This window comes from Myxococcales bacterium (assembly GCA_016716835.1).
In the GTDB taxonomy this organism is placed as follows: domain Bacteria; phylum Myxococcota_A; class Polyangia; order Haliangiales; family Haliangiaceae; genus JADJUW01.
On record JADJUW010000001.1, the window covers coordinates 2,384,304 to 2,401,993 of the forward strand.

The window sequence follows — 17,690 nt, forward strand, 5'->3', positions numbered from 1 at the left end:
TCAAGCGCCCTGCCCCCTACCTCGACTCCAAATCGTCGGGGTGCATAAAGTCAGCGAGGTCCGCGGCATCGAGGTCCTCAGTTGCCGTCCACGGCGTGCGCGGCGCGGCGCGGGGGATGCGGCCCGCCATTGATGAGACGGTGCCGTCGTCGTCAAAATCCGGGCGCCGATCGGCCGCAAATCCGTACGAAGATCGTTCGTTCACGGCATCGGCGTAGCCGCCGTCATCCTGGGCGACGTCGTTGTTGTCCTGCGCCAGCCGGGCCAACACCTCAGCCACCGTTGGGTCGGTGTCGATTTGGTGCAAACGCCCCGCCTGCGCCAGCCGCCACGTAGCTCGCCCGAGTTCCAGCATGAGTTCGCCCTGCCGTTGCCGCTCTTGCCACGCACCGAGCTGTTTCGCGCCCTCCTCGATCCCACGCGACGCCAGCTCGCGAACGCCGGAGCTGCGCTCAATGGCGGTTTGCAGCGCAAATTCAAACCGATCGCGCCATGTCGATTTACTCATATGAAACCCAATCTAGCGCATTTCGGCCGCGACTTGCGGCGCGACGTGAAGCGATCTGTCCACCTCTTGGGCGTGACGGTGAAACAAGCACACCACCTCGGTGAAATGGCCGGGCGCGATCAGCACCACGAAGTGGCTGACGCGGCTGGCGACAAGATAAAGGCCAATGCCAGCACCTTGCGTCGCGTTGGCGCGCTCAATTGGCGCCCCTCCGCGCGATCTCGCCGCGACGATGCTGCCCACGAATTGGGCCTTGCTAAGCAGACCGTAGTCATCGCGCACGGCGATGCCGATATACTCGGCGTCGTAGCCCCATGCGGCCGTCGCGGCGCGCCCCGGCGCCAAGGGTCCGGCGACGGCGGGTGCATCGATGAGCGCGTTCATGAGCAATTCATCGAGCGCGCTTTGAGCGTCACCCAGCGGTCGGCGCTTGGTGCCGAGGATCTGCAAGTCGCGCACGCACGCGTCGATACAGGCAAGCTTGTCGCGCGGCCAAACCGACATCCGGGCGAGCGTCGTGCCCGCGGTTAGGCAGGCGGCAAGCGCGTCGCCATCAAAGACCTCCGCGGCCTCAACCCGCGCCAAGAGCGCCAACGCGCGCGGCAGCAAGGCGCCGCGTGCGGGCAAGACATGCGCGACTTTCGGGTGCTGCAAAAACGCCTGTGCGTCATCGCCGCCGCCGATCACGGCCAGGGTTGACCCGCCCGCCACGGCGTCCTCGAATGCCGCCTCGCCCAGCCGCGCGTCGATGACACTAACCTCGTGCGAGGCCAGCGCCTGTTGATCGCGCGGCGCTAACGTTGCCTGTGCCTGACGCAAGGCGACGTGGATCGCCGCATCATCAGACAAGCACACCAACCCTTTTCCCATGCGAAGAGGCCTCATATAAGCATGCTCCCAGACGGCCACAAAGGTAGCGTCGTCACTATTCCACGCGTAGGTTAGGCCGGTGCGCATCGACCCGATCATCGACTACGCATATTCCGTCGAGGACCAAAGCCAGCCCGGCCACGAGTCGCTGCGGCGTGCCTTGGTCATGGCGATCTTGCTGCGCGATGGCGCCGGCAACGCCCACGACGCCGAACTCTACGCAATCGCCGCCCATCCTTGTGCGCTCACCCAACACGTGCTCATTGATTTGTATTTGGCGCGCGGTGCGATCTCACAGCTTTCAGCGAGTGAAATCAGGCCACCTGGCCTGACCGACGAAACACTGCTCGAGCTGAGGATCCTTGGCGTGCCCGAGTCGGTGGCCGCGGTCGATCTGCTACGCGCGATTTGCCGCGCGACTCACCTCACCGACAATATGCTGGCGCTGGCGCTGTGGTGCGCGCAGAGCCGGCAAGACCTTGGTCGCATCGCCGAGGCCATGGGCCGGCGCCTGACGCCCAACGAACCATTTCGCGCCGCGCTATGGGCGAGCTGCATTTTTGATCATGCCGAGCCGGCCCGCTTGGTGGCGGCCGCCACCCTTGTGGTCACGCGCGTCACCGCGATGGCGCAGCAGTGGCGTGGCCAGCTTCAGACCGCCCTGCTGGGGACGCTTGGCATGTGGTGCCGCACGCTCGATATCGCGATCGACGCGGCGGCCGCGACGCGCGCGCTCGAGTTTACCGACCTATGGACGTTTCGCCTCAAGGTCGCCGAACAACTCGAACGCGTCGCCCCCGACGCGGCGCAGGCGATGCTGCAATTCTTGCAACGCGCGCGCCGCGCGGATATCTCGTATGGCGCCGATGCGAGCCTTCGCCCGACGACGCTCGCTGAGGGCGCGTTGCTGCCGTGGCGCGACCACGCCGTTATCATCGCTGAGCGCGAGCTCGCGGGCGATCATGCGCGCTTGCGCGGCGAGGCGTCGCGCTTCGTGGAGCCATCGTCGCTGCGCCGGCTCGCCCTCTGCGCCGAGCTCGGGCATCAAGATCGCGAGCTGGCCCAGGCGCTTTGGCATCTGGCGCGCCAACAAGGCTTGCCGGCGTCTTCAGGCCTGATCGCGGAGCTTCGGCTTGCGTATCGCGCGGGCAACTGGGCCGCGATGTATCAACACTATTTAACCTGGGCCGAGCTTGCCAGCGACGCGACTGAGGCCCACGCGGCGTGGGTGGGCGCGGCGGTGGCCGCGATGCGACGGCACGACGATTCGTCGGCGCTCTTCTGTTGGGCCGCGGCGCAAGACGCCGCTCCAAGCCCCATCGCGGCGTTTGGCGAAAAGCTGTTGCGCCAACTTCATGGCGCGCGCGCGGCCACCGGCGATGAAGAGGGTCAGCTCGAACAACAAGGCGACCAGGCGATGGCGGCGCACCAGCCGCTGCAGGCCGCGGCCCACTACCGCCAGCTGCTCGCGATGCATCCTGGCCACCCGCGCTACGTGCGCAACCTCGCGCGCGCCCTCGAGCACGCCGCGCTGTGGACCGACCTCGTCGAGCTGCTCGATGATCAAGGCGGCAAGGTCGATGAACACGCGGGCGTCGCCTTGCTGCAGCAAGCGGCGCGTGTGTGCGAGGAACGGCTGGGCGATGCGGCCGGCGCGGCGGCGCGCTATCGCGGCGTGCTGCGGCGCGCCACCGAGCCCGCCGTGCGCGCGGCCACGCTTGAGGCGTTGGCGCGCATCTACGAGACCACGGGGGCGTGGCGTGCGCTGATCGACACGACCACCGAGCAGGTGGCGTTTGCGGGAAGCGCTGCCGATCGCGCGCAGCTGTGGTTTCGCTGCGGCTCGGTCTCGGAGGCGATTTTTGGCGATGCAGGCGCGGCGGAGGCGTTTTATCGCAAGGCCGTAGCGGCGTCGCCCGCGTGCGTGCCCGCGGTGCATTCGCTGCGCGAGGTGCTCCGCGCCAAGCGCGATTGGCCGGCGGTCATTGCCTCGCTGCGCCAAGAAGTGGACCAGTGGTCAGAAGATGCCGATCGTGCCAGCGTCTATGCACAAATCGGCGCGGTGCTTCGCGATGACGTTGGCGATGAGCCAGGCGCCATGGCTGCGTTTACCACCGCGCTGGAGATCGATGCCGATTGCATCGCGGCCAGCCTCGCCATGCTCGATATCCATCTGCAACGCGCGCAGTGGGAGGCGGCGCGCGGCGTCCTCGACCGCATCGACCACGCCATGGTTCGCCACGCGACGCGCGCCGAGAAGGCAAACTTCGCCTGCAAGTGTGCGCGCCTCGCGCTGCACGACGAGGAGCTTGATCGCGCGGTCTACTGGGCCGGGCGCGCGCTGGCGACGGACCTACATTGCGGTGCGGCGCTCGAGATCTTGCTCGAGGTCGCGCAGCGCGCCCCCTCGCCATGGACGCTGCCAAGCGAAATCGTTGAATCGCTCACCGCAACACCAGACCTCGCGACGCATCCGCCCGCGTGGATGGCGCGGCGCGACCTCTTGCTCGCCTGGCTCGCGGCTCACGCCAACAATTTGCCCGGCGCCTCCGCGCTCGCCACCGCCGCGCAAGGCCACGCCAGCAACGACGCGATCGTCGCGCGCTCGTTGGCACGAATTTGGCAACGCCTCGCAAGCCTTTAATTTTTGTATGCGACGCAGTTTGCCTACATGCGCACCACGCGACGTCCACCGGTTAATTGCCCAAGGCGGCTATCTCCGCGTAACCAGCGCGGCTATTATTAAAGGCGCCGAATGAGCGCTCGCCTGCAATCCTCGGTTCGCACCAACGAACGCGCGTGCTACGTCAAGCTCGCCGGCGTGATCGATGAAAACAACGCGCTCGCGGCCATTGCCGTGCCTGCGAAGCCCGGCCCCATCTATATCGACTGCGGCGACATCGAACGCATCAATTCGTGCGGCGTTCGCGATTGGATCCGCTGGGTCGATGCGCTGACCGCGAGCGGAGGGCGCCTCGTCTTGGTCGACTGCGCCCCACCGATCGTAGCGCAGCTCAACCTGGTCGCCAACTTCTCGGGCTCGACCGCGCAGGCAAATCGCGTGCGCAGCGTGCAGCTGCCCTATTTTTGCGGCACCTGCGACGAAGAACAAGTCGTGACGGTGGAGCTGCGCGATCTGGCGGCGAACCTCGAGGCCGCCGCGGCGCCGGCCTGTCGTTGCCGCACGTGCGACGCCACGATGGATTTCGACGACATTCCAGAATCTTATTTTTCGTTTCTCGCGGCGCGCCGAGTGGCCGTGGACACCAGCGACGATGACACGCTGCTGCAATTCGTCAGCGCGCCGAGTGGGCTATTGCGCCCGCGCGTGCCACACGCGGCTGGGCTCGCCGCAGCGCCGGAGCGCACGTCGAATCGCGCCGGCGCCATGCCCTCCTTGCTCGCGCTGTCGTCGGTGCCATCGCTGAGCAACGTACGTTCGTCGGCGCCCATGCCCGAGCCGGCCGCGACGGCGACGGCCAACCCACGCCGTCGGCACGCGTGGCTCATCGCGCTCGCCGTCGGCCTTATCCTGTTGGTAGCCGCGGTCTGGTGGCAGGCATGACCATCGCGCCCGAAGAACTAACGCGCCTCCGCCAAGAGCTAGGCGAGGTCGACCGCGAGATCCTCGGGCTTATCGCCAAGCGGCAGGCGATGGCGCGGGCGATCGGCATCGCCAAGCAAAATGCCGGCATGGGCACGCGCGACTTTCGCCAAGAGCGCGAGGTCGTGCAGCGCGCGCGCCAGGCCGCGGCGGCCGCCGAGCTGCCACCAGCGCTAGGCGAAGAGCTATCGCTGCTGCTCATCCGCCACTCGCTGGCGACGCAAGAGCAACACCGCGTCGCCCGCCAAGGCGCCGGCGGCGGCAAGCGCGCGCTTATTATCGGCGGTGCCGGCCAGATGGGGCAATGGTTCGCGCGTTTTCTCGCGGCGTCTAACTACAGCGTCACCACCGCCGATCCTGCCTCGCCGCCCGCGGGCGTGGAGTTCGAGCACGTAAGTGATTGGGCCACGCTCTCGCTTGACCACGACGTGATCGTGATCGCGACGCCGATGGGCCTAACCAATACCATCTTGCATCAACTCGCCGCCGCCCCACCGCGCGGCCTGGTGTTTGACATTGGCTCGCTCAAGAGCCCGCTGCGCACCGGCCTCGCCGCGCTCGCGCAGGCGGGCGGCCACGTCACCTCGGTGCACCCGATGTTTGGCCCCGACACGCAGCTCCTATCCGGGCGCCACGTGATGATCGTCGACGTCGGCCATCCGGCCGCCTCGCAACATGCCAAGGAATTATTCGCGGCGACCATGGCTACCATCGTCACGGTCGACCTCGAGCGCCACGACCGTTACATGGCATTTGTCCTTGGGCTCTCGCATGCGCTCAACATCGCGTTTTTCACCGCGCTGGGCGAAAGCGGCGAAACCGCGCCGCAGCTCGCGAATCTTTCATCGACCACCTTCGATCATCAGATGCACGTCGCGCATCGCGTCGCGGTCGAAAACCCCGACCTCTATTTCGACATCCAAACCCTCAACGACTACGGAGGCGAGGCGCTGGCCGCGCTGCAGGCCGCCGTGACGCGCGTCCACGACACCGTGCGCACCGGCGATCGCGACGGCTTCCGCACCCTGATGGATGCGGGGCGCCGCTACTTTGAGCTGCGCTCGCTGGAACGATGACTTGGGTACGGCGCTACATAGCGCCCACAGAAAAACGAGCAATCAAACGGCGGGTCGAACTTTGGGTTGTCTTGCATGTAACTGCCGCGGTATATGCGCATCGTGCTGGTGCCAACCCTTGAGGAACAAGAATGGCTGCTAGATGAGCTTGCACAACTTGTCACCGACCGCGGCGCGACCTCCATCCTAACCCATCCAATACTACCAACTGCGACCCATTTCCCAGACGCCTGGCAGCGAGACCTAGCTAGCGTCAATCTGCTAGCCGATAGGTTGTTGTGCTTCGCGGGGCTAACCACGCTTAAAGCCCAATGCTACTTATTTGACAGTGACGAGGCAGGCGCAACCGACGAGCACGGGTTGGCTGTCGCCGCGTGTTTCTGGGGCATCTTCGACAACGTCTGCCTATTTGGCATCTGCGAAGCGAAGCTGTCGTCGCCTGTCGAGGTCGTCGGCGCGATGGCGCATGAAGTGGCGCATGCGTATCGCCGTTTCCATGGCTTGGAACTTTTGACATCTCACCATGGGGCCCCGCCAAGCACCAGCGACCTGCCTTCGGGCAAGGAGCTCTTGACGAACACCTCCCTTGCCGCGAGCGATGATGGCGACGATCAAGACTCGCTGAGGCAGCGGGAAGAGCAACTTACGGATCTAACGACCGTGTTTCTTGGATTTGGCGTGCTTACGGCCAACAGCGCCCACGTTGTTCACACGTGGACGGAATACCATGGCAGCAACATCGTTGCGCAGATGTCAAAGAATGAGCTTGGCTATCTGCCACCAAACGCGTTGGCTTTTATGCTGGCGGCCCAAGCCGAAGCTATCGCAGACCCAGCTGTTACCAAAAGCATTCGCAAGCATCTCGCCGCCAACCAACTGGCGTATTTCGACGCGGCACGCAAGGTACTCAAGAAGACACCCGCGCGCGGGATGCTTGCGATTGCCACAGATCAGCATGCAATCCCTCGCGAGATTCCGCCAGCATTGGCGCTGGAGATCGCGCGCGGCACGTCAGGCGCAGCTGACTTCGTTTTTGTCAACGCCTCGTCGCTTGAAGAGAGCGGCCGCGACGATGATACAAGCGACCACATCAGATCGGAGCTCCATCTCGAAGATGAAGCCCATCCAAACGGTAGTGAGAGCGATCCAATTTTCCGGGTCAACATATATTCAACAGGTTCGCATGCCTTTTTCGGCTCATTGGCCTTCATCACAGCAATGGCCCTGGCGCTATGGTTCATCGGCGCAATAGACACACCCGCTACGAATCGCGTCTACTTCGCGATGCAGCGCGTGGAGGTTTATTTGTTCGGCGCGTTATTTTTTGGCCTCCTCGGTGGAGCCTCGGGGCGACGGCTCGGCGTCTTGCATTGTTCTGAATGCCGGGTGCCACTAGCCAAACCCGCTGGGTCGGGACCAGCCCCCCCCGCCGAGGCCTGGGCATGCCCCGAATGCCATCGCACGACCATCGGCGATATCGCAAGTTACGACGACAGATTAGACGCCATCGAAGCCTATGAGCTTACGCGAAAATCACCAGCTGGGCCCGTAAATTGACAAAGCGTAAAATTGAAATATTGGAATTGGTATTTAGCGACGCGGAACTGATCGATATTGATTTTTCCAGCTGGGATAAACATATTTCGTTTATCGTAAAATCAGACCACTACAAATCCCACTACACCAAAGATGGATTTTTTGTTCCCATAATCAATCTGAAGTTTAGCGGCATAACCGACGTGCACTTTGAGTTTTCACATCATGAAAAAAATTCCTTAGAAGACGATCCCGACAAACATTATCATTGGATTATCGATCAATCGACGATCGATAAAAATGGCAAGCACTATCGCCTATCCTTCTTTCAATCTGGTGTAATGCCAAAAGTTTCCATTAGCTTCAAAGATGTTGAAATTGAAGAAATGGACCACAAATATTTTGATAGAGTTAATCCCCAGTGGGAAAAACAAAACGCAGGGCTGGCAAGACCTTCTATAAATAAACTCTATGGCATTGTTGCTGGCAAGAGATGAAATACAGGTCTTGCCCACTGCCCTTCCGGCCTAGAAATTAAAATCTCTGCTTGCGAGCCTCTTGCGCTCGGCGGCAAGACCGGCTGTATTCACGGCTTCCATGCGCGATCTCCAGCACCTTAGCGCGAAGATCACGAACCATTCGCTTGAGCCTGATTGGCAAGTTGTCCAGTGGTTCGATCGGCGGTTTCTTGCCGATTTCGTGGTTTCGGCAAACGTTTTGCCCGACGTTTGTCCGGCCGGTGTCCTGCCCAACGGTACGGCGGCAGTGGTGAAGCCTGACTGGCTGCGGGCGTTTCCGTTCAAGGAGGCAATCGCTGACATCGGCTGCGCCATGTCGCTTGCCGAAGTCACCGCGGATCTAGAGTCATTGCCAGCGCTGTGGAACCTGCTGTACCTACGGTTGCTTTCGCTTGGCAAGACGGTGCTCGGATCTGGCAACCATTTTATTGATTGCTGCGCGGACCAAGCCGGTCGATTTCACATCTTAGTGCACGTGGGATCCCGCATGGAATTCTCTGAACGCGAAACATTTAGCTTCGAACGGGACTACGAACGCTACGTTGCGCGCGCAGCGGCCAACCATCGCGAAATCTGGTCGGTGGTCGCCGATGTCTTCCACCGCGTAGGTGTGCCGCTTCACCTGCCCCACGATACAGTCGAGCATGCCGGCGCCGATATGCTCCTTCGCAAGGGAGCAACTGCTTGTCGTCCTGGAGATCCACTGCTGATTGCCTCGTCATTTGACGATGAGATTATTGTTGGCCGCGGAGCTTTGTCGACCCAGACGCTTGGCGCATCTATGTCACATGGGACCGGTCGCAACCGCTCGCGCGCAGAAGCGAAGGAAATCGACGTAGATCAAAGCTCGCTTCGACGTCGGATCTTGATTCCCGACGCGCTGCCTGACCACAGTTGGCGGCTGGAGTCGCCGATTCACTACCGCCGGTCCGCCGATGTACTGGTGAACCTCGCGCCGCATATTGACATTTCGGCGCGGCTAACTCCGATTGCGTTCATGGGTGGCTTTTGAGCAAGGGCGCCAACAGGCCAGATTTGGCTAAACGCGGGTTCGCGCGCACCAATTCGCAAACGATCGCCCAGCGGGTTGCCATCCTGCGCGAGTTGCTGCCGGCGACGACGTCGATCGCTGAATTTTGTTGTGGCGATTGCTCGGGGCAGGCAACTGCCTATGCGGACGCATTGGGGGTGAAACGTTTTCGAGGACTCGACGTAACGGCCGAAATTGTCCAGCAAAACCGGGCCAAGGGCATCGATTGCGTGCAAGGCAATGTGCTCGACGAGAAAGTGCTGCGTGGCTTCCTCGATTTTGATGTGGTATTTTTCGGGCCTCCCCTGTCGACCGATTGCGATGGCCACCGTTTGCACCGCTACGGCGATGTCGAGCCCAGCTTTGCGGCGTTCACCACCCTTTTCTTGGCCGCGCTGAGTTACCAGGGCACGCTGGTATGCATTTGCCCCAAATCGACAACCCTCGGTGATGTGCAAACGCTCTATAGCCACGTGCGGAGCCTGCGCCCCGATGTCAATCTACGTCTCGTCCAGCACAGCTACAGCACGGTGACGGGCGCCGGCGAGGTAACCGAGCCGCGGCTCAAGTATGTAGACGTATGGCTGTCGTCTCACCTGCCCGATGCTTGGGAAATTCGCTGAACGGCGTGGGCGGACGACAAGGCTACTGCGCGCGATCCACGCGAACTCGGACGCCTTGTGGGCGGCGAGATACGGTGACCTGCCACGGGCGGCAACAGACTTCGCAGTCCTCGACGTAGCTGCCCTTGGTCTCTGGATCGATCAGCAACTCTACGGTTTCCAGGCAATACGGACACTGAACTTGCGCGCTGTCCATTCAACGACCGTAGCATAGCAATGAATAGCTCGCCGCTATGCCTAGCGAAGCTGTTTGCGAGTTAGGTCTTGGCTTTATTATCCGCTGGCGTGAGCCGACCACGAGATGTCCCTAATTAGCCCCCCCTAGCCGATAGGGCAAAACCAACGGTCCGCGGCGCAACACCGTACCGGCAGGTGGCGCATCGTTTCTTCCGCGAGCGTAGATTGCAGGGCAGTGGTCGTGGCACCGAGGGATGTGGATACCACAGGCGTCTCGCACCACCCGGGCGGGGCGCTATCCGCGAGCAGGAAGATACGTGCGCCCACCTGCCGGTCAACTCGCGCGTCGCCGCCGCGCCAGCACGCCGCCGACGAGCAGGACGAGCGCGCCAAGCATGGTGGCCGAGGCCGCATCTTGTGCGGCACAACCGCATTTTTTTGGCTCGGGTTCGACCAGCGGGCCATCGGTGCCGGCGTCGGCGGCGCAGCCTGGCGTCGCGATGCCAAATTGCGCTGCAAGGCCGCACCATTGCAAGTCAGCGCAGATGTCGCGCTGCTCGCTGCCGGGTTCGCACTCAAACGGGCCCGAAATCTCGTTGAAGCGCATGACCTTGGTCCAGGTGACGCCGTCGGTGGTGGACGCCAGCGCCGCCATCTCGTCGCCAAAATTGTCGCTGCACCCCAGCACCTTGCCATCGCCGTTCTCGGCGAGGCACACCACGTGATAGCTCGACGTCGCCGCGCCGGGCGGATTGCCATTTTGCCCGATGTATAGGCCATCGGCGCCGCCAACCCACACGTCGCCATCGGCGCGCACGAGCACCGCGGGGGCCTCGCGCCGCAAGGAGGGGCCTGACAAGTCGAGAAACACCGTGAAGCTGTCGCCACCGTTGGTGGACTTATAAATGATGTCGCTCGGTTCGTTGATCACCGTCTGCGTCACGCGGACGTACAGTTCACCGACGTTGGTCGGCGACGCCGCGGCAATGATGACGTCTGACTGCGCCGAGAGCGTAAAGCTTGCGGTCGACAGCTCGGTCCATGAGCTGCCGCCATCATTGCTGCGAAACAAGATGCTGCGCTTCACCGTGGTCGGGCACTCGCCATTGGCGCAGTCGCAGCCACTCTGGCACGCGGGATTGGGAATAAAGACAAAGCCCGAAAGATAGACGCGGTCGGCGTCGGCCTTGGAAATCTCGATGCTCTTCCACCATTCGCCGGTGCCGCAACTCTCGGGCGCCACGGCGGTTGAGCACGCCGTCGACAATAACGAAAACGAGGTGCCATTATTTGTGCTGCGATAGATGCGGCTGTCGGTGAATTCGGCGGCAGCGGCTAAAATCGTGCTGCCTGTCACGGCGATCGTCGACGCAAATGCCGCGCCGAGTGGCACGGTGCTCCAGGTGCACCCGTCGGTGGTGCGGCGCAGGCCGGTCAGCGTTGCCGCAAACAAGCTGCCGTCGGACCCCACCTCGTAATCGGGATCGAAGATGCCACCAAAGCCAATGGCCTGTTCGCACGCCCAACGCCACGTGTCGCCGCCGTCGAATGAAAGCAGCAGGCCAAAGGTGACGCCAAACGCGAGCGTGTCGGGCTGGGCAGTCTCCCGGTGAAGACTAATCGACGCCGGCGGCCTCCCATTGGCTGCCAACTCGGGCACCGCGCCGCCAACCAGCCCGCATGCGAGACCACAAGCGAGAATTGAGCTAGTCGCACGCATTGCGGATTTCATAGCGCCACCCTACTTCGTAAGGCCAATCTCGCGCAACCGCTGCTCCAGATACTCCCCAGAAGTGATGGTGGGATACTTCGCCGCACCGCCCGTGCGCTCGATCGCACTGGCAATCGGCGCCAGGCTGAGCTCCCGCCGCGGGTGGATAAAGCAGGGCATGGAGAAGCGCTCGGCGTTCGGATCCTTAGGGTTGACGACGCGATGGGTGGTCGAGCGATAATAGCCATTGGTGAGGTTTTGCAGCATATCGCCGGAGTCGACGACGATGGTGTCAAAGCCGGTGTGGACTGGCATCCAGGTGCCGTCGCGCTGCAGCAACTCAAGGCCTTCCGAGGTGGCGCCCGATAGCAATGTGATCAGATTAATGTCCTCGTGCGCCGCCGAACGCACGGCGCCCGCGGGGGCGGCGTTGCCAACCGGCGGATAGTAGAGCACGCGCACGATGGTATCGCTTTGTGTGGCCATCTCACTAAAGTAGCCAGGCGCCTCGCCAAGATGCGCCGCCGCGGCCTGCAGCATGATGGCGCCCAGGCCATCAAGGCCCTCGTAAAGCGCCGTCATCACCTGACGAAATTTCGGGACGTCCGCGTCGGGCCACACATTGGCGCCAAAGTCCCGGTGCACCGGATGGTCATCGGGCACGTCGGGCCGGCCAATTTGCCAAAACTCTTTCAGATCAGGTGCCTTGGAGTCTTTGGCGTGCTCGGTGCCAAACGACGTATAGCCGCGCTGGCCGGCGGCGCCGCACACGTACTTTTGTTTTGCCGGCAACGGCAGCGAGAAAAACGCCTTGGCATTCTCATACGCCGCGCGCGTGAGGTCCTCGGAGATGCCGTGGTTCTTGACCGCAAAAAACCCGATATCGGCGAGCGATTCGCCAACGGTGCGGATAAAGCGCCCTCGCGCCTCGCCACCGGCGAGCCAATCGCTTAGGTCTACCAAGGGAATGTTTTGCTTGCCCACCATGGGGGCCCTCGTACCACAGTCGTTGACGCGGCGTCACCGCCAAATATCTAGCTCGCGCCTCACCCGTGCGTCGCCGGCATGGCAACGACAAATCGCGCAAATCCTGCGGCTGGGCAGCGCATGCGATTAGTGCTACTTACCTCGGCATGGCTAGCACAATCGCCACCGAGCCAACGCAAAAACCGCGCGCGCCAGAAATGGCCTTGGCGCGACTTTGGTTGCTCGCGGTCGCGCTCGGCGGCATCACGGGCGCCCTCTACGCGACGGCAACGACGCCGCTTGGGCTCGGCGCCGCGCTCTTGCTGATGCCATTTCTGCACGCCCTCGCGAGCACGGCGGCCCTGCTGCTGTTCATGCTCGGTGCATTGTTCGTGCGCGGCCACTATCGCGATCGCCCCGCCGCGCGATCGCGCGCAGGATGGGCGTGGGCCCTGCTTGGCGCGTGGTCCTTGCTGCATGCGGGCACGTTCTACGTGCTCACCGCATTTTCATTTTTCACCATGCTGTCGCCCAGCAGCGTGCTGATGACCTGGGCGTGTTGCGTCCTCAGCGTGCTCATTATGAGGCGTGGCGCGCTGGCGTTTCTCACCCACGCGGCGGCCGCGCACCCGCAAAGCTGGGTCGACGGCGCGACCAAGACGTCATTGAACTGACGGCGGCGCAACCTTGGTCGGCGGCGTGCTGGCGTTTGCGCCCAAGAAATACTCATCGAGCATCCGCGTCATCGCGCCGTTGCCGCTCGCGGTGTAGGGCGCCACGGCGCTGCCATGTTTGCTCGGCGCATAGCCACTCATCGCGCGCGGCCATTGCATTGGTTGACGCCGCAGGTCGAGCTTGGCCGGTTGCGTGCCCGCCAGCAAGGCCGCGGGCAGGAGCCCCTTGACCGGACTCACCGCGCTGTTGTGGCACGTCACGCAAAACGCCACGCCCGAGAAATCCGGCCGCTGCGAGTTGGCGACGAGCTGCTTTTGATCTAGGCCGAGCGCCTCGCCGCGCGCGCAAGCCGCCGGTGCGTTGCCGTGCACGGTGCTGCCGCAATTGCGCGTCGTGTAGGCGGCGAGCGGAAACTCGAGGCCCTTGTCGGCACCCGCGGCGTCGAGCACGTCGTTTTGGCGAAAGTTGATTTGCTCGCAGGTGAAGGAGGCGCCAGCGCGGCGCAGGCTGCCGAGCGCTTGGTTGCACGCCTCCTCAAAAAAGGTCGGCGTCGGGCCGGCGCCCTCGAGGCTGAGCAGGCGAAACTCATCGATCCACGCTCCCAGCGGCAAGGCGCCGCTGCCCGACGAGCCGATCACGAGCGAGCCGGCGGCGCCGCTGCCGAGGCGAAACAGCGATGAGATGCCATCGAGCGCGACCTCGCCGACCTTGGTGCCGTTGATAAACACGGTCGCTATGCGCTGCGTGTCGCCGGCAAGCGCAATGCCGACGTGGGTGTAGCTGCCCTGCGGCACGTTGACGTCGACGGTCTTGGCGCTGGTGCCAGTGCGGAAGGTAACGCGTTCGGTGGAAAGCTCGATCGCCGAGCCATCGGGGAATTCATAGAGCTTGCGCGACGGCTTGGAGGCGGTCCACCCCGCGGTGCGCACGTCGACCCAAAGCCCAAGGTAGAAGTTGTCCACCACCGGCACCTCGCTCGCCGCAATGTGATCGTTATAGCCGTCGAGATAAATGCCACGCCCTTGCACGCCACCTTCGGCGATCGGATTGATCCAGGCGCCGCCACGCAACCGCAGGCTCGCCGGATTCACCGTGGTGGAGGCGTTTTGCAGCATGATCGGCGCCGCCGTGAATTGCCACGGCCAGTTCCATTTTGAGGTGCCATTGGTGGTGATGCGCGTAAAGCCGTTGTGCGGGGTATAAAGCGTATTGGTGTAGTTTCCCGCCACCAGCTCGGTATAAGACTCATGCGTCATCTCGACATTCATCGGCGCCGCGATCAGCACCCGGCTCTGCAGATAATCGTCAAACGCCACCTCGGCCGTGCGCTGCGCCGCCGAGGACATGAGCCACACCACATCGCGCGGCGTACTAGGGTTGAGCGCCTCGATGTGATTGAATTGGTTTTCGAGCGAGGATAGCAGCGAAATGCCTTGCGGACGAAACCTGACGGTGCCCTCGCGGTAGAGCCGCAGGCCGAAGATGTCGTTGCGCTGCTCCCACGCCGGGGTGCCCCAGTCCGTCGCGCTGACCGCATTGTCGAGCAAGATCAGCTTGCCCTTGGTCCATGCGCCCACCGCGACCACGCCAGGGCTGTTGGTGGCGCCAAAGGTGTCGTGGTTCCACGTCGCGCCGGTGGCCTCGGCGGTGCCGTTCCACGCCCGCTTCTGGGTGGGGAACATCGGAAACATTAGATTGTCGCCGCGGCGATCAATCCACGGATAGCCGCCGGGAATCGTTTCGCCTGCCGGGACCATGCTGCCGTCGAAGCGCCGCATCGGAAACTTGGCAAAGCCGTAGCGCGTGTTCACCGCGGGGTCGGTAAACGCCATCGAGATGGGCTTGAACGTCGTCCACTTGCTGGCGTCGCACGGCGTATCTGCATAGGAATACATAATGCCCTGGCGATAGTCGTGAATGATGAGCAGGCGGCCGTCGGCCGTCGTCGCGGGCTCAAGGAACGCGTGATGCGAGTCAGGGGTCGACTGGTTGCGCCCGGCCCAGCTATGCGATTGCCCAGGCGCGGTGAAGAAGGTGTAGTTACCCACCGCCGACTTTTGCGAGTTCAGCAGCTGGCACCACGGTTGGTTATTGCCCGCGGTGCAATCCGCGGTGACCTCGGCAAAAAAGCGATTAATGCCCCAGTCGCAATTGCCATACAGCGGGCCGTACTTGGTGTCGCAGGCGCTGTAAAAAAAGGCCGAGTAGTCGCGCTGCTTGCCGACGTAGCTGGCCGCGGTGCGAGGAAAAAATAATACCTCGCCGGTCTCGCTGGCCGCGAGCTCCTTGGCGGCGGGCACGAACGCGGTGAGGGCGGCCGAGCGCAGGTCCCAATAATTGTCCGACTCCCACGCCCACACCGGCGTGATATCGTAGCACTCGCCGCTCGCGTCGACGTCTTGCCCCGCGGCGTTGACGAGGGTAGCGGTGCATGCGCGCGCACCGGTGCTCCCGGCGCCATCAGAATTGCAAATGTCCCAGCCATTTGGCGGGCCGGTGAGCTTGCTTAGCGAGGTAGCTGGCAAGCGGCTCTTGCCAGGGCGCGGATCGATCATCGTCGAATAGTAAAAGCCACCCTGCGCGCCGCGCAGGGATTTCGTCGTCGTGCCCTGCATGCCGTAGCCCAGCGCCTCGGGGCGAAACGCGGCCATGGTGCGCGAATCGAGCGTCACCAAGCGGCCATCGACGGTCGAGCGATGATTGGGCAGCAATTGGGTTTGCCCCGGCATCGCGACGGCATCCGAGCGTCCAAAGGGCACCGCGCCGGGCGTGGTCGCGCTGGCAGGAATAAACGAGCGCCGCACGCTCGGCGTTGGCGGGTTGACGAGGTTGTAGCAACCTTCGACCTGCGCGTAGTTGGTGGGGCAAGGCTGCGTGCCGCTCGCGATGTTGGCGATATCTGAAAAGCGCGTGCCTGCCGTGTTTTGGTCGGCGTATTCCGGTGTGGTCGTCGGCGGATCATCGTTGCCACCTCCACCACCACATCCGCCGGCGTTGGAGAAGGTGGTCGGAGCCAAGGAGCTAAGGGCGAGGACAAGGATACCGCTGCGCATGGAGAAGGTGATTGCAGGATATGTGCCACTCCGGTCGTGCAGCGACCGCCAATTTAGACAAACATTTCAAAGGCTTTAACGCTGCGCGCCCGCGCCGCATGAGGCTTGCGCGCTCCGCCATGGAGCCAATCGACCCCGCTCTTGGCCTCGGCACGAAAGCGCTTGACGCCGCTACCCGCGCGCGAGTGCTTGCGCCTCGACAACGCGCCACGGCGCGGTGTCATCGGTGGCATCCGCGAGTTGGCGCGCGAGCACGGCCGGCGAGATTGAGCGATAACGGGCGCGCACGCCGGGCGCGAATACGCCGACGGCACCAAGCAGCGCATCGCCAACGCGCGCCGCGGCGGCCTCGCCAAAGCGAAATTCATCGCGATCGCCCGTAATCACGGATGGCCGAAACACCGTGCAAGGCAGGCCCGCCTCGCGCACCGCGCGTTCCATGTCGGCGCGCGCCTGGAGATACGCGTTGCGGCTCTCGCCCGCGCCGACGGACGACAACAACACAAAGCGCGACGCTGCCTGCGCGGTCGCCGTCGCCTTGGCCAAGAGCCGACACAGCGCCACATCCACAGCCTGGTAGATATTCCCGCCGATGCCGGCTCGCCCCGCCGCCTTGCGCGTGGTGCCGATGGTGAAGCATACCGCGCGCGGGCGATAACGGCGCATCGCAGCCGCCATCGCCGCAAGCTCCCACGGCGTGGTGTCGATGGCGACGCGCTCACCAAGCGAAGCCAAGCGCGTCTGCCACACATCCAAATGTCCGGAATCCGGACGAATGTGCGCGATGACGTAACGGCCTCGTGCCGCGAGCTCCGCAACGAGCGCGCGCCCCACGAAACCCGTGGCGCCCGCCACAAAAATAAGGCCTCCACTGCGCAGTGCGTCATTCAAGTATTCCGGGGACTTATGATTTAAGGTCATGTGAGCCGCGATCACTATACGCAATGATTCGGCCGCTGGCTTGCGCTCCGTGTCGTACCTATGGTGTGAAGTCGCGGTAAATGGACATGCGCATGGGCTCGCCTCTCTCTTCTGTGATGACCTCGGATATGGTCGCGGCCACCGGCGTGCTAACGCGCGCGCGCGTGCCCAGCATCGCGATCAACATGCCAATCTACATGCCGGCTGCGCTCATGGAAGCCACCTATGGCGTCCAACTCGGCGGCGCCGTGCGCCCGAGCGTGTGGCGGCTGATCGAAGTCGTCGCGACGCAGCACAACCCATTTACCTCGCATTGGTGCGTCGGCGTTGCGGGCGCGGATCAAGCAGGCTCAACCCATGCCGAAGCGGATGGACCTTCGCGACGTCGCAGCCGCTGGTCGCTGTTTCGAATGTAGCTGGCG

16 protein-coding genes are annotated in these 17,690 nt (G+C 63.3%); 9 read left to right on the top strand and 7 right to left on the bottom strand.

Going from position 1 to position 17,690, the window contains the following annotated elements:
- Positions 1-16: 16 nt before the first annotated feature.
- Complete coding sequence (locus IPL79_10515) at positions 17-508, bottom strand: hypothetical protein (protein ID MBK9071419.1); 492 nt, start codon at positions 506-508, stop codon at positions 17-19.
- A 12-nt stretch (positions 509-520) separates the two neighbouring features.
- Positions 521-1,378: a hypothetical protein gene (locus tag IPL79_10520; GenBank protein ID MBK9071420.1), complete on the bottom strand. Its 858-nt coding sequence runs from the start codon at positions 1,376-1,378 to the stop codon at positions 521-523.
- A gap of 79 nt (positions 1,379-1,457) precedes the next feature.
- Here IPL79_10520 and IPL79_10525 point away from each other — a divergent pair, with 79 nt between their 5' ends.
- From IPL79_10525 to IPL79_10555, 7 genes are all read left to right on the top strand, one after another.
- The gene (locus IPL79_10525) at positions 1,458-4,022 is read left to right on the top strand and encodes a hypothetical protein (GenBank protein ID MBK9071421.1); all 2,565 of its coding nucleotides are present in this window, start codon (positions 1,458-1,460) and stop codon (positions 4,020-4,022) included.
- 111 nt (positions 4,023-4,133) lie between these two features.
- Positions 4,134-4,943, top strand: a complete 810-nt coding sequence (locus IPL79_10530; protein MBK9071422.1) for a hypothetical protein — start codon at positions 4,134-4,136, stop codon at positions 4,941-4,943.
- A complete protein-coding gene (locus IPL79_10535; GenBank protein ID MBK9071423.1) occupies positions 4,940-6,058 on the top strand; it encodes a prephenate dehydrogenase/arogenate dehydrogenase family protein in 1,119 nt (372 codons plus the stop codon). The genes IPL79_10530 and IPL79_10535 overlap by 4 nt, the downstream gene beginning before the upstream one ends.
- 93 nt (positions 6,059-6,151) lie before the next feature.
- On the top strand, positions 6,152-7,615 hold the full coding sequence (locus IPL79_10540; protein ID MBK9071424.1) for a hypothetical protein: 1,464 nt from the start codon (positions 6,152-6,154) through the stop codon (positions 7,613-7,615).
- Positions 7,616-7,635: 20 nt separating this feature from the next.
- Positions 7,636-8,091, top strand: coding sequence for a hypothetical protein (locus IPL79_10545; GenBank protein ID MBK9071425.1), 456 nt, complete (start codon positions 7,636-7,638; stop codon positions 8,089-8,091).
- A 61-nt stretch (positions 8,092-8,152) separates the two neighbouring features.
- The gene (locus IPL79_10550; GenBank protein MBK9071426.1) at positions 8,153-9,124 is read left to right on the top strand and encodes an RtcB family protein; all 972 of its coding nucleotides are present in this window, start codon (positions 8,153-8,155) and stop codon (positions 9,122-9,124) included.
- Between the two features lie 23 nt (positions 9,125-9,147).
- Positions 9,148-9,765, top strand: coding sequence for a hypothetical protein (locus IPL79_10555; protein MBK9071427.1), 618 nt, complete (start codon positions 9,148-9,150; stop codon positions 9,763-9,765).
- Between the two features lie 22 nt (positions 9,766-9,787).
- Here IPL79_10555 and IPL79_10560 read toward each other — a convergent pair whose 3' ends face one another.
- The 3 genes from IPL79_10560 to IPL79_10570 all read right to left on the bottom strand — a co-directional run bounded on the left by IPL79_10560 (position 9,788) and on the right by IPL79_10570 (position 12,640).
- Complete coding sequence (locus IPL79_10560; protein ID MBK9071428.1) at positions 9,788-9,961, bottom strand: CPXCG motif-containing cysteine-rich protein; 174 nt, start codon at positions 9,959-9,961, stop codon at positions 9,788-9,790.
- Positions 9,962-10,276: 315 nt separating this feature from the next.
- A complete protein-coding gene (locus IPL79_10565) occupies positions 10,277-11,674 on the bottom strand; it encodes a hypothetical protein (GenBank protein ID MBK9071429.1) in 1,398 nt (465 codons plus the stop codon).
- A 9-nt stretch (positions 11,675-11,683) separates the two neighbouring features.
- Positions 11,684-12,640 carry an isopenicillin N synthase family oxygenase gene (locus IPL79_10570; GenBank protein MBK9071430.1) on the bottom strand — a complete coding sequence of 319 codons (957 nt, stop codon included), beginning with the start codon at positions 12,638-12,640 and terminating at the stop codon, positions 11,684-11,686.
- Positions 12,641-12,786: 146 nt separating this feature from the next.
- Here IPL79_10570 and IPL79_10575 point away from each other — a divergent pair, with 146 nt between their 5' ends.
- The gene (locus tag IPL79_10575; GenBank protein MBK9071431.1) at positions 12,787-13,293 is read left to right on the top strand and encodes a hypothetical protein; all 507 of its coding nucleotides are present in this window, start codon (positions 12,787-12,789) and stop codon (positions 13,291-13,293) included.
- On the opposite strand, the gene IPL79_10580 is transcribed toward IPL79_10575, so the two are convergent.
- Together IPL79_10580 and IPL79_10585 are read right to left on the bottom strand one after the other, a co-directional pair.
- Positions 13,282-16,347: a hypothetical protein gene (locus tag IPL79_10580; GenBank protein MBK9071432.1), complete on the bottom strand. Its 3,066-nt coding sequence runs from the start codon at positions 16,345-16,347 to the stop codon at positions 13,282-13,284. The genes IPL79_10575 and IPL79_10580 overlap by 12 nt on opposite strands.
- 171 nt (positions 16,348-16,518) lie before the next feature.
- On the bottom strand, positions 16,519-17,268 hold the full coding sequence (locus IPL79_10585; GenBank protein MBK9071433.1) for an NAD(P)H-binding protein: 750 nt from the start codon (positions 17,266-17,268) through the stop codon (positions 16,519-16,521).
- A 92-nt stretch (positions 17,269-17,360) separates the two neighbouring features.
- Here IPL79_10585 and IPL79_10590 point away from each other — a divergent pair, with 92 nt between their 5' ends.
- Positions 17,361-17,684 (top strand): hypothetical protein, encoded by a 324-nt coding sequence (locus IPL79_10590; GenBank protein MBK9071434.1) that lies wholly within the window; start codon positions 17,361-17,363, stop codon positions 17,682-17,684.
- The last annotated feature ends 6 nt before the right edge of the window (positions 17,685-17,690 follow it).

What these genes read in the sequence shown, in the direction of transcription:
- IPL79_10515 (MBK9071419.1), bottom strand. Translation starts at nt 508, where the DNA reads ATGAGTAAATCGACATGGCGCGATCGGTTTGAATTTGCGCTGCAAACC.
- IPL79_10520 (MBK9071420.1), bottom strand. Translation starts at nt 1,378, where the DNA reads ATGGGAAAAGGGTTGGTGTGCTTGTCTGATGATGCGGCGATCCACGTC.
- IPL79_10530 (MBK9071422.1), top strand. Translation starts at nt 4,134, where the DNA reads ATGAGCGCTCGCCTGCAATCCTCGGTTCGCACCAACGAACGCGCGTGC.
- IPL79_10535 (MBK9071423.1), top strand. Translation starts at nt 4,940, where the DNA reads ATGACCATCGCGCCCGAAGAACTAACGCGCCTCCGCCAAGAGCTAGGC.
- IPL79_10540 (MBK9071424.1), top strand. Translation starts at nt 6,152, where the DNA reads ATGCGCATCGTGCTGGTGCCAACCCTTGAGGAACAAGAATGGCTGCTA.
- IPL79_10560 (MBK9071428.1), bottom strand. Translation starts at nt 9,961, where the DNA reads ATGGACAGCGCGCAAGTTCAGTGTCCGTATTGCCTGGAAACCGTAGAG.
- IPL79_10565 (MBK9071429.1), bottom strand. Translation starts at nt 11,674, where the DNA reads ATGAAATCCGCAATGCGTGCGACTAGCTCAATTCTCGCTTGTGGTCTC.
- IPL79_10570 (MBK9071430.1), bottom strand. Translation starts at nt 12,640, where the DNA reads ATGGTGGGCAAGCAAAACATTCCCTTGGTAGACCTAAGCGATTGGCTC.
- IPL79_10575 (MBK9071431.1), top strand. Translation starts at nt 12,787, where the DNA reads ATGGCTAGCACAATCGCCACCGAGCCAACGCAAAAACCGCGCGCGCCA.
- IPL79_10580 (MBK9071432.1), bottom strand. Translation starts at nt 16,347, where the DNA reads ATGCGCAGCGGTATCCTTGTCCTCGCCCTTAGCTCCTTGGCTCCGACC.
- IPL79_10585 (MBK9071433.1), bottom strand. Translation starts at nt 17,268, where the DNA reads ATGACCTTAAATCATAAGTCCCCGGAATACTTGAATGACGCACTGCGC.
- IPL79_10590 (MBK9071434.1), top strand. Translation starts at nt 17,361, where the DNA reads ATGGGCTCGCCTCTCTCTTCTGTGATGACCTCGGATATGGTCGCGGCC.